Raw genomic sequence first — 13,328 nt, 5'->3', positions numbered from 1 at the left:
CGGGGCAACCCGCACATCAACCTCGGGGGCGCTGATGACTTCTACTGCCATGTCTACGATCACCGAAAGCCGTCACGAGACTCGGCGGCCTTCCTGGTTGCGGGTACTTCCCGCGGAGTTCGGCGGCTGGCTCGGCGCCTCCGCGATCGCCCTCGGCATCGGTGCCGCGCTGGCCTCGATGCCCGCGACAGCGTCGGCCGACACGGCCGGATCGGCCGGCACCAACGGCCCCAGCACGTCCAGCAGCAGCACCAAATCCACTGGCCAGCACCGGCCTACCATGCGTTTGAAGCCGCCGGCAGCGTCGAAGTCGTCCAAACCGGCGACCGCATCTGGCGCCGCGGTCAGTGCGGCCGACACCAGTGTCAAAGCGCCCGTGGCAGCGCGCACCACCGCGCCCAGGGCAGCGGCGGTGCCGGCATTGCCGACCCCCCAGGACGTCGTCAGCTTCTTCATCAGTAACGGCACCGCCGCGCATCCCAACGCCGGCATCATCGCCGGCAACGGCTACTCGTGGACGACCGACACCTGCACCGGCAGCACCGTGTGCAAGGGCGGCAATGGCGGGATGTTCGGCGATGGCGGTGCCGGCTTCAACGGTGGCAACGGCGGCGCGGCCGGCTGGTTCGGCAACGGAGGTGCCGGCGGCGCGGGCGTGGAGGCCGGCAACGGCGGCCGGGGCGGCCGCGGCGGCCTGATCGCGGGCAATGGCGGCGCCGGCGGCGCCGGTGGTGAGGCGTTCGCGCAGGGCACCAAGGGGGGCAACGGCGGCGCGGCCGGCATGTTCGGCAATGGCGGCAAGGGTGGCGCTGGCGGTGTGTTGGCCGGCGAGGCCGAAGTGGACAGCAGCGGCGGTCAGGGCGGAAACGGCGGCAGTGGTGGCCTGTACCTGGGCAGCGGCGGCAATGCGGGGGCAGGTGGGAACGCGATTCCGATCGGCGCCACCGGCGGTAACGGCGGCCATGGCGGCAACACCGGATTGATGTCGGTGTGGGGCTACGGCGGTGCCGGTGGAGCCGGTGGCGCATCCACCAACGGCGGCAATGGTGGTAACGGCGGCAGCGGGGGACTGCTCTCGGTGTTCGCCAATGGTGGTGCCGGCGGGGTTGGTGGGACCAGCCCGACCTACGGCGATATCGGCGATCACGGTGGTAACGGCGGACATGGCGGCACCGGCGGTCTCTGGTTGGGCAATGGTGGCGCGGGTGGTACCGGCGGTTTCGGCGGCGGTGACGGCGGTAATGGTGGCAGCGTCGGATTGCTGTCGGTCTTCGGTAAGGGCGGTAACGGCGGCAATGGCGGTGTCGGCCAGACCGGCTTGCCTGGAACGAGTGAATCACTGACCACCGTCGATGGCGGGCCGGGCGGGGACGGTGGCCCCGGTGGTAAGGGTGGCCACGGTGGAAATGGCAGCTTCGTCTTCGGCAGCGGCGGCGACGGTGGTCAGGGTGGTCAAGGCGGTCAGGGTGGCCAGGGCGGGAACGGGCGCTACCCCGGGAACGTCGCGATCGGTGACGGCGCGCCCGGCGGCACCGGTGGGGCCGGCGGCAACGGTGGGCCCGGCGGAGCCAGCGGCGGCGCCGCAGGGGCGGGTCGCTATCTCTTCTTCATCGCAGCCAATGGCACCAACGGAATCAGCGGCGCCGGCGGTAACGGCGGTAACGGCGGTGTGGGCAAATGGGGCGGCTACACAACGGATCCCGATGGCAATGGCGGCCTCGGCGGCTACGGCGGCCGCGGTGGTAACGGTGGTGTGGGCGGCGCCGGCGCGGCCGGTGGCAGAGGCGGCACCGGTGGTACGGGCGGACCCGGTGGGCAGGGCGGCGCCAACGGCGACGGTGGTGACGGCGGCGCCGGTGGTGACGGCGGTACCGGCGGCCAGGGCGGTACCGGCGGTGGTGATGGCGGCAACGGCGGCTGGGGCGCAGCGGCCGGTGCCGGCGGCACCGGTTTCACCGGCGGCAAGGGCGGCAACGGCGGCTCGGGCGGCGATGGTGGCCAAGGCGGACAGGGCAGCGGTGACGGCGGCTCGGGTGGCGGCTGGGGCAGCGGCGGTTGGGGCGGCAGTGCCTGGCCAGGCGGTACTGGCGGTTCCGGCGGTACCAACGGCTCGTCCGGTAACAACGGTGCACCCGGCCCGGCGGCCACGGCCGCAGCGGTCAGTGACAACGTCGTCGAGGTGAAGTCGGTTGCAGCTCAGGCCAATTCGACAGCGGCGGCAACCCCGGCGCAGACGCTCGCATCAATGTGGAGCGATCTGTCCCGCCAGCTGACCTACATCTTTTTCAACCGGACGCCCACTTTGTCGCCCCAGTGGTACAACCAGTCCAGCGCCGGGACGATCCGGGTGGACGCCAACGGGGTGAGCAATAACGGCTACGCCGTCACCTATGGGGTGAGCCAGCAACCCACGCACGGCACCGTCACCTGGGACGCCACGGGCAAATACACCTACACGCCTTATTCGACGTTGGTCACCCCGGGCATCACCGACCGCTTCACCATCACCGTCGACAATGGAACCGCCGCCGATCTGCCCGGCGCGTTGGGCATGCTGCAGAACGCTCTGCACACCTTGGCGGTCCGGCTCGGCCTAGCCAAACCGGACACGGTGGAACGCGAAATCGTGGTGACGGTCAACGGCACGGGTTATTACGGCAACCGCGCCAACAAAGTCTGGTGGGTGAAACAGAGCTATCAGAATTGCACGCTCATGGCGACAGCGATGGCCGTCGGCCAGGTCACCGGAACCAAGCCAACCGAAGAAGAGATGGTCTACCTGGCCAAGACGACCGCCAGCGTCGCTTACCCCGGTAGGCGGATGTACCTCGACGAGGACATCGCCAAGGGAGTCGCCGTCAAGGACGCGGTGCAGCTGATGAACACCAACCCCGACTGGGGCGTCACAGCGTCTACCAAGCGGTACGGCGTCTACGACGATGCCGGCAATAGGATCACCGGTGCCACCGCCGCGGACGCCCAGATCGCGTTGAGCGACTTGGAAGCCGCGTTGGCCGCGGGCAACGCCACCATGGTCACGATCAACTCCGCCATCGTGTGGAGCACCCAGCCGGGATACCGGTCGTCGGCAACACCGAACTACACCGACGGTAACCACGAGGCGGTGGTGATCGCCGTGGACATTCCGAACGGCAAGGTGTATTTCAACGACAGCGGACCGGGCTATGGCCAAGACATGGCGGTCCCCATCGGTGCCTTTCTGAACGGATGGCAGAGCAACGACTACGAGCTGACCATCGTGAAGGCGAATCCGACCACGACATAAGCTCATTGGCGTGTCCCAGATCGTCGTCGCCGGAGCGCTGATCTCCGGCGCGACGCTCCTGGTGGCGCAGCGGCAGCGCCCGCCGGAACTTGCCGGGCTGTGGGAGCTGCCGGGCGGCAAGGTCGCCCCGGGAGAGACCGAGCCCGACGCGCTGGTTCGCGAGCTGCGCGAAGAACTCGGGGTCGACGTCGTCGTCGGCGATCGGCTCGGCCCCGACGTGCCCGTCGGGGAGTCGCTGATCCTGCGTGGGTACCTCGTCGCGCACACCGGCGGCGCCCTGCATCCCCATGACCACCGTGCGCTGCGCTGGGTGAGCGTGGACGAGCTGGCATCGCTGGACTGGGTGCCCGCGGATCGGGCCTGGCTGCCGGAGCTCTCGAAACGCCTTGGGCGGTGAGCCTCTCGCCCTATGATCTGGGGCGTGCTCACGGACGTCACCGCCGGCGTCGATCTCATGGACGGCCGGTTCTACGCCACCATGCAGGCGCGTGACGCCTACCGCTGGATGCGCGAACACCAGCCCGTCTTTCGGGACCGCAACGGCCTGGCGGCCGCCGCCAGCTACCGCGCGGTGATCGACGCCGAGCGTCAGCCCGAACTTTTTTCCAACGCCGGCGGGATTCGCCCCACCACTCCGGCGCTGCCGCACATGATCGACATGGATGATCCCGCGCACCTGTTGCGACGCAAGCTGGTCAACGCCGGCTTCACCCGCAAGCGGGTTCAAGCCAAGATGAAATCCATTGAGGCGCTGTGCGATACGCTGATCGACGCCATCTGTGAGCGCGGCGAGTGCGACTTCGTCCGTGACCTCGCCGCACCGCTGCCAATGGCTGTGATCGGCGACATGCTCGGCGTGGCACCCGAAGACCGGGCCACCCTGCTGGCGTGGTCTGACGACATGGTGGTGGCGCTGAGTTCGGCGGCCACCGAGGAGTCGCTGACGTCGGCGGCCAATGCGCTTCTCGCCTACAACGAGTTCATGGGTGGCTTCCTCGAGGCGCGCCGTCGGGAACCGGCCGATGATCTTGTCAGCGTGCTGATCGCTGCCGAGGTCGACGGGCAGCGGCTCACCGACGAGCAGATCCTCGCCGAGACGCTGCTGATCCTCATCGGCGGCGATGAGACCACCCGCCACACCCTGTCCGGCGGAACCGCCGAGCTATCCCGGCACCCCGATCAGTGGCGGGCCGTGCAGGACGATCCCGAGTTGCTGCCTGCCGCGGTGGAGGAGATGCTGCGCTGGACCTCGCCGATCAAGAACATGTGCCGAACCCTGACCGCCGACACCGACTTCCACGGTGCCGCGCTGCACGCCGGCGAGAAGATGCTGCTGCTGTTCGAGTCGGCCAATTTCGACGAGACGGTGTTCGGCGATCCCGATGCATTTCGCATCGACCGCCATCCCAATACCCACGTCAGTTTCGGCTTCGGAACCCACTTCTGTCTGGGCAACCAGCTGGCTCGCCTGGAACTGACGGCCATGACCCGACGCGTGCTGGCGCGGCTACCGGATCTGCGACTGGCCGACGGCGCCGAACTGCCACTGCGACCCGCCAACTTCGTCAGCGGACTGGAAGCCATGCCCGTCGAATTCACCCCGACCGCACCGATTTCCAGCTGACGGCCGGCGGGTCGGGCACTCAGTGCTTCAGCGGGTCACTCACGACCCGCACATCGGCGAATTCTCGTGGGTGATGAGCCGCGTGCACCGGGTGCATCAGCACCGGATGGCGGCAGTGCGGACACGACTGCGGCTGCTGGCGATCCGACGAGACCGTCAGGTGGCGACAGGTCGCGCACCGCACGATGTACGCCGCGCCGATCCAGTTGAGCAGACCGAGGTAGATCCCGGCGGTCGCGGCAGTGCCGAGGATGACAATGATCGCGATGGTGAGAACTTCATAAACCGTCATGTCAGGCCTCCAATTGACGGCGGTGATTCAGGCTAACCCCGCGGGGTTTGCATCGGATGTGGATTGCCTGCTGAAATGCCGAGTGTGGGGACGTGCGCGACGCTGTCGCGGCAGTGTTGGCTCTTCGCCGTCGGCTCGGCGTTCTTCGCGCTCGCGACCCTGCCCGGTTTTTCGGCCGTTGCCGGTGCGGGCGCCGCCAACTGGCTGTGCTTCATCGGATCCTGGTTCTTCACCACCGCTGCCTGGATGCAACTGGTGCGCTCGGCTCCGTCGCAGAAGCTGGAATGGCTCTCGGCGGCAATTCAATTCACCGGAACTCTCATGTTCAACATCAGCACCGGTTCCGCGGTGTGGGCGCACGCGACCGGGGTGCGGCGCCACTACGTGTGGGCCCCGGATGCCCTGGGGTCCGTCGCCTTCCTGGTGAGCGCGGCATTGGGGGTGGCCGCGGCCTCGATCGCGATCGGCTTGATCGCGCTGGGCTCGCGGGACTGGCAGGCCGAGTGGATCAACATGATCGGATCGATCGCCTTCGGCGTCTCGGCGGTGGGCGCCTTCGTACGGCGCACCGGGATCACCGAGGACGAGCTGCTGGCGAACCTCGGCACCTTCCTCGGGGCGCTGTGTTTCCTTGGTGCGGCCCTGCTGGTCCTTCCCCGTTTTCGCAAAAGGGCACCTGCGCTGCGAGAATCAGGGCCGTGAACAATCAAGACTTCCGCAATGTCGCCATCGTGGCGCACGTCGACCATGGCAAGACCACGCTGGTGGATGCCATGTTGCGGCAGTCCGGTGCCCTGACACACCGTGGCGACGACACCATCGAACGGCTGATGGATTCCGGTGACCTGGAAAAGGAAAAGGGCATCACGATCCTGGCGAAGAACACCGCCGTGCATCGCCATAACCCCGACGGTTCCATGACAGTGATCAACGTCATAGACACCCCCGGCCACGCCGACTTCGGCGGTGAGGTGGAGCGTGGGCTGTCCATGGTCGACGGGGTGCTGCTGCTGGTAGACGCCTCGGAGGGGCCGCTGCCGCAGACCCGGTTCGTGCTACGCAAGGCGCTTGCTGCGCACCTGCCGGTGATCCTGGTGGTCAACAAGACCGACCGGCCCGACGCCCGCATCGCCGAAGTCGTCGAGGAGAGCCACGACCTGTTGCTCGACGTCGCGTCCGACCTCGACGAGGAGGCGCAGGCGGCCGCCGAGAAGGCGCTCGACCTACCCACGTTGTACGCGTCCGGCCGCGCCGGCATCGCCAGCACCACTCAACCCGCGAACGGCGAGAACCCCGATGGGGAGAACCTCAACCCGCTGTTCGACGTCCTGCTCGAGCACATTCCGCCGCCGCAGGGCGACCCCGAGGCGCCGCTGCAGGCACTGGTGACCAACCTGGACGCGTCGGCGTTCCTGGGCCGCCTCGCGCTGATCCGGATCTACAAGGGACGTATCCGCAAGGGCCAGCAGGTGGCCTGGATGCGTGACGTGGACGGGCACCCCGTCATTACCAACGCCAAGATCACCGAGCTGCTGGTCACCGAAGGCGTCGAGCGCACGCCGACAGAGGAAGCGGTGGCTGGAGATATCGTCGCGGTGGCCGGGATTCCCGACATCATGATCGGTGACACCCTCGCCGACACCGAGCATGCGCACGCGCTGCCGCGCATCCACGTCGACGAGCCGGCGATCTCGGTGACCGTCGGCACCAACACCTCGCCGCTGGCCGGCAAGGTGTCGGGGCACAAGCTGACCGCGCGAATGGTCAAGTCCCGCTTGGATTCCGAACTGGTCGGCAACGTATCCATCAAGGTCGTCGACATCGGCCGCCCGGACGCCTGGGAAGTCCAGGGCCGTGGCGAACTCGCGCTGGCCGTGCTCGTCGAGCAGATGCGGCGCGAAGGCTTCGAGCTGACCGTGGGCAAGCCGCAGGTGGTCACCAGGACCGTCGACGGCAAGCTGCACGAGCCCTTCGAGGCCATGACCATCGACTGTCCCGAGGAGTTCGTCGGCGCCATCACCCAGCTGATGGCCGCCCGCAAGGGACGTATGGAGGAGATGGCCAACCATGCCGCCGGATGGGTGCGGATGGACTTCATCGTGCCCAGCCGCGGCCTCATCGGGTTCCGCACCGACTTCCTGACCCTGACCCGCGGCACCGGCATCGCCAACGCGGTGTTCGACGGCTACCGGCCGTGGGCGGGGGAGATCCGCGCCCGGCACACCGGTTCGCTGGTGTCGGACCGCTCCGGAGCCGTCACCCCGTTCGCGATGATCCAGCTGGCCGACCGCGGGCAGTTCTTCGTCGAGCCCGGCCAGGACACCTACGAGGGGCAGGTCGTCGGCATCAACCCGCGCGCCGAGGACCTGGACATCAACATCACCCGCGAGAAGAAGCTCACCAACATGCGCTCATCTACCGCCGATGTGATGGAGACGCTGGCGCGGCCCCTGGAGCTGGGCCTCGAGCAGGCGATGGAGTTCTGTGCCGAGGACGAGTGTGTCGAGGTGACCCCCGAGATCGTCCGCGTCCGCAAGGTCGAACTGGACGCCACCGGCCGGGCCAGGGCCAAGGCCAGGGCCAAGGCGACCAATCGCAGTTGACCCGGCGGCTCACAGACGTGTCGCTACTCTGATGGGCGTGCCGACCCGACGACGCAGCCCGCGAGCCCTGGCTGTGTTCGTGTCAGCGCTGGTCACGGCCGCGTGTACGGTCAGCCCGCCGCCCGCGCCGCAGAGCACGGAGACGGCCAATTCACCGGCCCCGTTACCGCCGAGGGCAACCCAGATCATCATGGGCATCGACTCCATCGGCGCCGGCTTCAACCCGCATCTGCTCTCCGATCAGTCCCCGGTCAATGCGGCCATCAGCGCGCTGGTGTTGCCCAGTTCGTTCCGGCCGGTGCCAGACCCGGCCACCTCGACGGGATCCCGTTGGGAGATGGACCCGACGCTGCTCGTCTCGGCGGAAGTGACCAACCAGAACCCGTTCACGGTCACCTACAAGATTCGCCCCGAGGCGTCCTGGACCGATAACGCCCCGATCGCCGCCGACGATTTCTGGTACCTGTGGCGCCAGATGGTCAGCCAGCCCGGCGTGGTCGACCCGGCGGGCTATGACCTGATTACCGGCGTGCAGTCGATCGAGGGCGGCAAGACCGCGGTGGTCACGTTCTCTCAGCCGTACCCGGCGTGGCGGGAGCTGTTCAACGATCTGCTGCCGGCCCACATCGTCAAGGACGTACCGGGCGGGTTCCCGGCGGGTCTGGCCCGTGCGCTACCGGTCACCGCAGGGCAGTTCCGGGTGGACAACATCGACCCGCAGCGCGACGAGATCCTGCTTGCCCGCAACGACCGATTCTGGGGACCGCCCGCCCATCCCGATCAGATCCTGTTCCGCCGCGCCGGCGCGCCCGCCGCGCTGGCCGACTCGATCCGCAACGGTGACACCCAGGTGGCCCAGGTCCACGGTGGGGCGGCGGCGTTCGCGCAGCTGTCCGCGATCCCGGATGTGCGCACCGCACGTATCGTCACCCCGCGGGTCATGCAGCTGACGCTGCGTGCCGCGGAGCCGAAGTTGTCGGATCCGGCTGTGCGTAAAGCGATTCTGGGCCTGCTCGACGTGGATCTGCTCGCCGCGGTGGGGGCCGGCAGCGATAACACCGTCACCCTGGCCCAGGCTCAGGTCCGCGCCCCAAGCGATCCGGGCTACGTGCCCACCGCGCCGCCGGCCCTGGGCCGGCAGCGGTCACTCGAGATGCTCGAGCAGGCCGGCTTCCAGATCGACCGCACCCCGACCGAATCGCCCGTGCAGCCGCCGCCGTCGGCGGGGTCACGCACCGCCACCCCGCAGCCGGGCCCGCCGGAGATCACCCGCGGACGGATCAGCAAGGATGGCGAGACGCTGTCGCTTGTGATCGGGGTGGCCGCTAACGACCCAACGGCAGTGGCCGTCGCCAACACCGCGGCCGATCAGCTGCGCAGTGTGGGCATCGCCGCGACCGTGCTGGCGCTGGATCCGCCGGTGCTCTACGGGGATGCGCTGGTGAACAACCGCGTCGACGCGATCGTCGGCTGGCACGCCGCCGGTGGTGACCTGGCCACGCTGCTGGCGTCCCGCTATGGGTGCCCGGCCTTGCAGGCAACGGCAGTCCCGTCCGCGCCGGCGGCTCCGGCCAGCACGCCGGCCAGCACGTCGCCGACTTCATCATCGAGTCCGCCGCCCAGCGTCGCTACCACGACGCCGACCACCGCACCGCCGCCCGCGCCGGAGTCCGGTGCGCTGGTGCAGGCGCCTTCGAACCTCACCGGCATCTGCGATCGCAGCATTCAGCCCAATATCGATGCCGCCCTTGATGGTTCGGCGAAGATCGACGATGTGATCGATCTGGTCGAACCTCGACTGTGGAACATGTCGGCGGTGCTGCCGATCCTGCAGGACACCACGATCGTCGCGGTGGGCCCGAGCGTGCAGAACGTGAGCCTGACCGGGGCGGTACCGGTCGGCATCGTCGGTGACGCCGGCCGGTGGGCCAAGGCCGCGCAGTAGGCCGCTGCGCAGTAGGCCTATGGGGCCTATCCGCCAGTGGCGGCCTTGTGCGCGCGCTTGGAACCGGCGACCGCACCCTTCTTGGGGGCGGCGGACTTGCTGCTGGCGGCGGCGGAGCTGCCAGAAACTGCCTTGGCCGAATCCACGTTGCTCACGCGCGCCGCTGCCGTCGGCGGCGGGACTGTGGGGATCGGCGAGGTGGTCGCTTTGGGCCCGGCGGTCAGGTCGGCGTAGATGGTCGAGCGGCCCTCGTTGATCTCGTTGACGAGATCGGTTGTGGCGGTTCGGATCGAGGACTGGATCGGCGCGCGACCGTTGTTGAATGCGGTGACGAAATCACCAGTCTGGGCCAGCGTTGCCGCGAACGCCGTCGTGCCCTCGACCGCGCCGCCCAGAACGGTCAGCGGGCCGGTCACCAGTGCCTGGGCGGCGATGTTCACCGCGTAGTCGACGGCATGCTTGTAGGCGGCGAACGCGCGATCCAGCGTCGCCTGCAGCTCGAAGCCGCCAGCGGGAATTCGCGGAGCGGTGAGCAGGCTGAAGGTGTTTGTGATCGGCACCTGGATGGCGAGCAGTGCGGCACCGAGCGCCTGGGCGACGTTCTGCCCAGCCTGCAGCGCCGCGATGAACGCGACCGGACTGGAGATCAGCCCTTTGCCAAGCCCGACCAGGCCCCAACCGGTGAACGGGGCGTAGGTCGGTGCAGGCGCGGGAGTGTTCGGTCCCAGGCAGTAGGTCGCACACTGTTGCGTGCTGCCGATCAGGATCGGCGCCGCGGCGATGATGTCGCCGAGGACGTTGATACCGATCTGGTAGGGGATGGCGCCGAGTGCGGGGACCGACAGGGACGTGAGCTGGATCTCGGGCAGGTGCGCGGTCGTGATCTGCGCATTGTGGCTGGGAGCCAGTGGACTGACGGCGATGACGCCCGCCCCCGCTAGCGCGATGCCGGTCTTGTAGAGCGAGCTGATTGCGGCAGGCATTTCAGGCCCCTTCCCCGTAGTGAGCTGACCAGCAAAACTACCTGAGAGCAACCTGAGGAAAAGGGTAATTCACGTCGGCGATCCGACTTTCTTGAGTGCGCAACCACTAGAGAACCGCGCGGATGAGTGTCGCGGACGATGGGCGAAGCCGCTGGCTGCGGCTTTGGCATCGGTCGGTGTCAGTCGGCCGACGCGCCGGTGCTGGCGGCGGACTTCGATTCCCGGGCCGATCCGGCCGTGCCGCGTGTCGACCCCGACGCCGGCTTGCTGCCAGCAGGCTTGGCGGACGTCGGCGCTTGGTCAGCCGAGGTGGCCGGCTTCGACGTCGTGGTGGTGGGCCGCAGCGCAGCGGTCGACGGTGCCTGCGCCTGCTTGCGGGCCGACTGGGGCTTGTCGGCACTGGTCGTACGCGCCGTGCCGCCGGTCGCCGACTGGTCAGGGCTTGTCCCGGTGATCTGCTGCACGAGCTTCTTCGCGGCGGTCGGCAGCGGCGGCAGCTGCCGGCCGTAGAGGACGTCCCTGATCCCGTCAAGAATGATCAGCCCGGGGCCGAAGAATGCTTGGACGGCCGATTGGACGGTTTCCAGCGCACCAGCGACATTGCCGTTGAGCAGGTCCAAAGCGGCGGTTATGACGAACTCGGGGACCCTGATGATGACCTGGACGAGGGCGTAGGAGGCCTCGACGACCTTCCCGCCGAGGTAGGAGGTGTCGGCGACTAAGCCATTGAGGACCTGTACGACATCAGAGCTGACGACTGCTGAGGCAAATCCGGTGCTGGCGGCGACGGGGGTCGCGTTGGGCGACTCGACGAATTGCGCCACCATCGACTCGGGCCGATAGGCGGTTTGCTCGGATAGCGCCCCGGTGGCCAGCCCCTGCGGGCCCGCCTCCGAGGCGACCTCGCGGCTGATCCGGTCGGCGTCGGCGGCCAGCGCGGCCAGGATCTGCGCCAGCGCCGGGCCGATGCCGGATAGCGGTAACTGCGGCGTCAGCGCGCTGAGCAGCGATTTATCGGAGGGGCTGAGCAAGTCGGGGCTTGTGGACAACTGCGTCGTCGAGATCTGCATGTCCCTGGACGGCGGCGCGACCGGGTTAGCGACGACCACAGTGGCCGCCACCAACGCCACTCCTGTGGTGAGGAATGGCCCCAGGGCCCGTCGCATGCCGTCTCCCTCCGCTGTTTGCGGCACAGCTAAGAAAGAACGATACCTGAGAGGAGGCTGATAAGGCTAAAGACTCTTCCTGAGAATTTTTGCCACGCAGTTCACCGACGTATCGCCGGTTCAGGAGAAAATCCTTGCGGGCCAATCCAATCCATCGGGTGGGGCGCTTTTGGTGCGGCTGAGGGTTGGACGCTTGCAAAGACCGGCTAACTTCTGTGGCCGGGTGCGGCGATAGCCGAGGCTGTGACGGGTGTCACCGGGTGGGTACGTGACCCGGTACGACGCCAGCAAATTCCAGCGGTGCGTCAGCCGATCGCAGGGCCGCCGACCATGTTGGGCTTTTCGTAGATCAGCCACCGCATCTCGATCGGCCGATCCGCGCGGGGGACGTCGAACACGTCCTGGCCGCTGACCCAGTCGGCATACCAGCTGGTGGGAGGCCATGATTCCGCCGGCAGATGTTCCTTCTCGTAGTCGTACACCGACTCGTCGGACACCAGCGTCAGCGGGAACCCGGCCAGCGCGTCGGCCATCTGCGGCTGGGTGAAAATGGTGGTGTAGCACTGTTGGCCCAGTTGAAGGGCGCCCTCGTCGGGGGTGTAGTCCCGGTGTGCGACGAAGGCGTTGAAAAGCAATCGGCCGCCGGGGGCCAGGCATTGCGAGGCCAGATCGAAGACGCCGCGCAGCTGATCCGCCGAACGGAAGTCCGACACCACCTCCGACAGCAGGATCAGCTGGTAGTCGCGGCGCAGATCGTCCAGCGTCGCGAAGATGTCGCGCTGCAGCACGCGGACGGCCAGTGAGTCGCGTTGCGCGCTCACGAGGATGGTCTCGGCGAATGAGGGCGTCATCTCCACCGCGTCGACCGGATGGCCACGGCGGGCCAGTGCCAGGGCATTGCGCCCGGTCCCGGCGCCCAGGTCGAGGATCGGGTAGGTGCGGGGATCGCCCGCCTCACCGGCCAAGTTCCACACCCGGGCGTCGGGCTCAGAGCCGAACAGCGGTGGTTCGCGGGTGGCGATCCAGTTCTCGTAGGCGCCCTCGACCGACCACCAGCGGCACTTCACGTGGTAATTCACCACCATCCCCACCGGCGCGTTGTAGGTGATCACGATCTCCGAGCGCGGTGAGGCGGCAAAGGCTTCGTTGAGCTGGTCGTTGAGGATGTAACGGAGGTTGTCGAGCTCCTCGTCGGAGAACCCCCGGCCCAGGCTTTCGAACAGCCCGGCGCACATCGCCACATATTCTTCGAGCATGCCGGGCACTGCGGGCACGCTGATCTCGCCGGTGGCGATCGCACGCCGGTGCAGTCGGCGGGCCATTGCGCTCTGAAGGGGCGAGTTTTCCACCAGGATTCTTCTACCCGATGCGGCCGCCGTTGTCAGGTCTCCCTACGACGACGTTTGACGACTACCCTGTCGCGGCCCGT

At 68.0% G+C, this 13,328-nt stretch carries 11 protein-coding genes; 6 read left to right on the top strand and 5 right to left on the bottom strand.

Annotation, left to right across the window (positions count from 1 at the left end; translation table 11 throughout):
* Positions 1–72 precede the first annotated feature (72 nt).
* On the bottom strand, positions 73–456 hold the full coding sequence (locus G6N38_RS04390; protein WP_163746420.1) for a hypothetical protein: 384 nt from the start codon (positions 454–456) through the stop codon (positions 73–75).
* Between G6N38_RS04390 and G6N38_RS30955 the strand changes: the two genes are divergently transcribed.
* From G6N38_RS30955 to G6N38_RS04375, 3 genes are read left to right on the top strand one after another with little or no spacing between them, the layout of a single operon-like run.
* Positions 422–3,286 (top strand): Ig-like domain-containing protein, encoded by a 2,865-nt coding sequence (locus G6N38_RS30955; RefSeq protein WP_163746419.1) that lies wholly within the window; start codon positions 422–424, stop codon positions 3,284–3,286. The genes G6N38_RS04390 and G6N38_RS30955 overlap by 35 nt on opposite strands.
* Before the next feature lie 10 nt (positions 3,287–3,296).
* On the top strand, positions 3,297–3,683 hold the full coding sequence (locus G6N38_RS04380) for a (deoxy)nucleoside triphosphate pyrophosphohydrolase (RefSeq protein WP_163746418.1): 387 nt from the start codon (positions 3,297–3,299) through the stop codon (positions 3,681–3,683).
* Positions 3,684–3,695: 12 nt separating this feature from the next.
* The gene (locus G6N38_RS04375; RefSeq protein ID WP_163746417.1) at positions 3,696–4,910 is read left to right on the top strand and encodes a cytochrome P450; all 1,215 of its coding nucleotides are present in this window, start codon (positions 3,696–3,698) and stop codon (positions 4,908–4,910) included.
* 19 nt (positions 4,911–4,929) lie between these two features.
* Here G6N38_RS04375 and G6N38_RS04370 read toward each other — a convergent pair whose 3' ends face one another.
* On the bottom strand, positions 4,930–5,202 hold the full coding sequence (locus G6N38_RS04370; protein ID WP_163746416.1) for a hypothetical protein: 273 nt from the start codon (positions 5,200–5,202) through the stop codon (positions 4,930–4,932).
* Positions 5,203–5,277: 75 nt separating this feature from the next.
* On the opposite strand from G6N38_RS04370, the gene G6N38_RS04365 reads away from it, so the two are divergent.
* From G6N38_RS04365 to G6N38_RS04355, 3 genes are read left to right on the top strand one after another with little or no spacing between them, the layout of a single operon-like run.
* Complete coding sequence (locus G6N38_RS04365; protein WP_163746415.1) at positions 5,278–5,904, top strand: hypothetical protein; 627 nt, start codon at positions 5,278–5,280, stop codon at positions 5,902–5,904.
* Complete coding sequence (gene typA, locus G6N38_RS04360; protein WP_163746414.1) at positions 5,901–7,805, top strand: translational GTPase TypA; 1,905 nt, start codon at positions 5,901–5,903, stop codon at positions 7,803–7,805. Before G6N38_RS04365 ends, typA begins: the two co-directional genes overlap by 4 nt.
* Before the next feature lie 31 nt (positions 7,806–7,836).
* Positions 7,837–9,750, top strand: a complete 1,914-nt coding sequence (locus G6N38_RS04355) for an ABC transporter family substrate-binding protein (RefSeq protein ID WP_163746413.1) — start codon at positions 7,837–7,839, stop codon at positions 9,748–9,750.
* 26 nt (positions 9,751–9,776) lie between these two features.
* Here the strand turns inward: G6N38_RS04355 and G6N38_RS04350 are convergent, their stop codons facing one another.
* From G6N38_RS04350 to G6N38_RS04340, 3 genes are all read right to left on the bottom strand, one after another.
* The gene (locus G6N38_RS04350; RefSeq protein WP_163746412.1) at positions 9,777–10,733 is read right to left on the bottom strand and encodes a hypothetical protein; all 957 of its coding nucleotides are present in this window, start codon (positions 10,731–10,733) and stop codon (positions 9,777–9,779) included.
* Positions 10,734–10,912: 179 nt separating this feature from the next.
* A complete protein-coding gene (locus G6N38_RS04345) occupies positions 10,913–11,899 on the bottom strand; it encodes a hypothetical protein (protein ID WP_163746411.1) in 987 nt (328 codons plus the stop codon).
* A 305-nt stretch (positions 11,900–12,204) separates the two neighbouring features.
* Entirely contained in the window at positions 12,205–13,248 is a 1,044-nt protein-coding gene (locus G6N38_RS04340; RefSeq protein ID WP_407662929.1) for a class I SAM-dependent methyltransferase, read from the bottom strand.
* Positions 13,249–13,328: the final 80 nt, after the last annotated feature.

Source organism: Mycolicibacterium helvum (assembly GCF_010731895.1).
Lineage (GTDB): Bacteria > Actinomycetota > Actinomycetes > Mycobacteriales > Mycobacteriaceae > Mycobacterium > Mycobacterium helvum.
The sequence above is the reverse complement of the archived record's forward strand: the minus strand, read 5'-3'. Positions and strand labels throughout refer to the sequence as shown.

Bases quoted from the DNA above. Each gene is read 5' to 3' on its own strand.
- G6N38_RS04370 (WP_163746416.1), bottom strand. From the start codon at position 5,202: ATGACGGTTTATGAAGTTCTCACCATCGCGATCATTGTCATCCTCGGC.
- G6N38_RS04350 (WP_163746412.1), bottom strand. From the start codon at position 10,733: ATGCCTGCCGCAATCAGCTCGCTCTACAAGACCGGCATCGCGCTAGCG.
- G6N38_RS04345 (WP_163746411.1), bottom strand. From the start codon at position 11,899: ATGCGACGGGCCCTGGGGCCATTCCTCACCACAGGAGTGGCGTTGGTG.
- G6N38_RS04375 (WP_163746417.1), top strand. From the start codon at position 3,696: ATGATCTGGGGCGTGCTCACGGACGTCACCGCCGGCGTCGATCTCATG.
- G6N38_RS04355 (WP_163746413.1), top strand. From the start codon at position 7,837: ATGGGCGTGCCGACCCGACGACGCAGCCCGCGAGCCCTGGCTGTGTTC.
- G6N38_RS04390 (WP_163746420.1), bottom strand. From the start codon at position 456: ATGAAGAAGCTGACGACGTCCTGGGGGGTCGGCAATGCCGGCACCGCC.
- G6N38_RS04365 (WP_163746415.1), top strand. From the start codon at position 5,278: ATGCCGAGTGTGGGGACGTGCGCGACGCTGTCGCGGCAGTGTTGGCTC.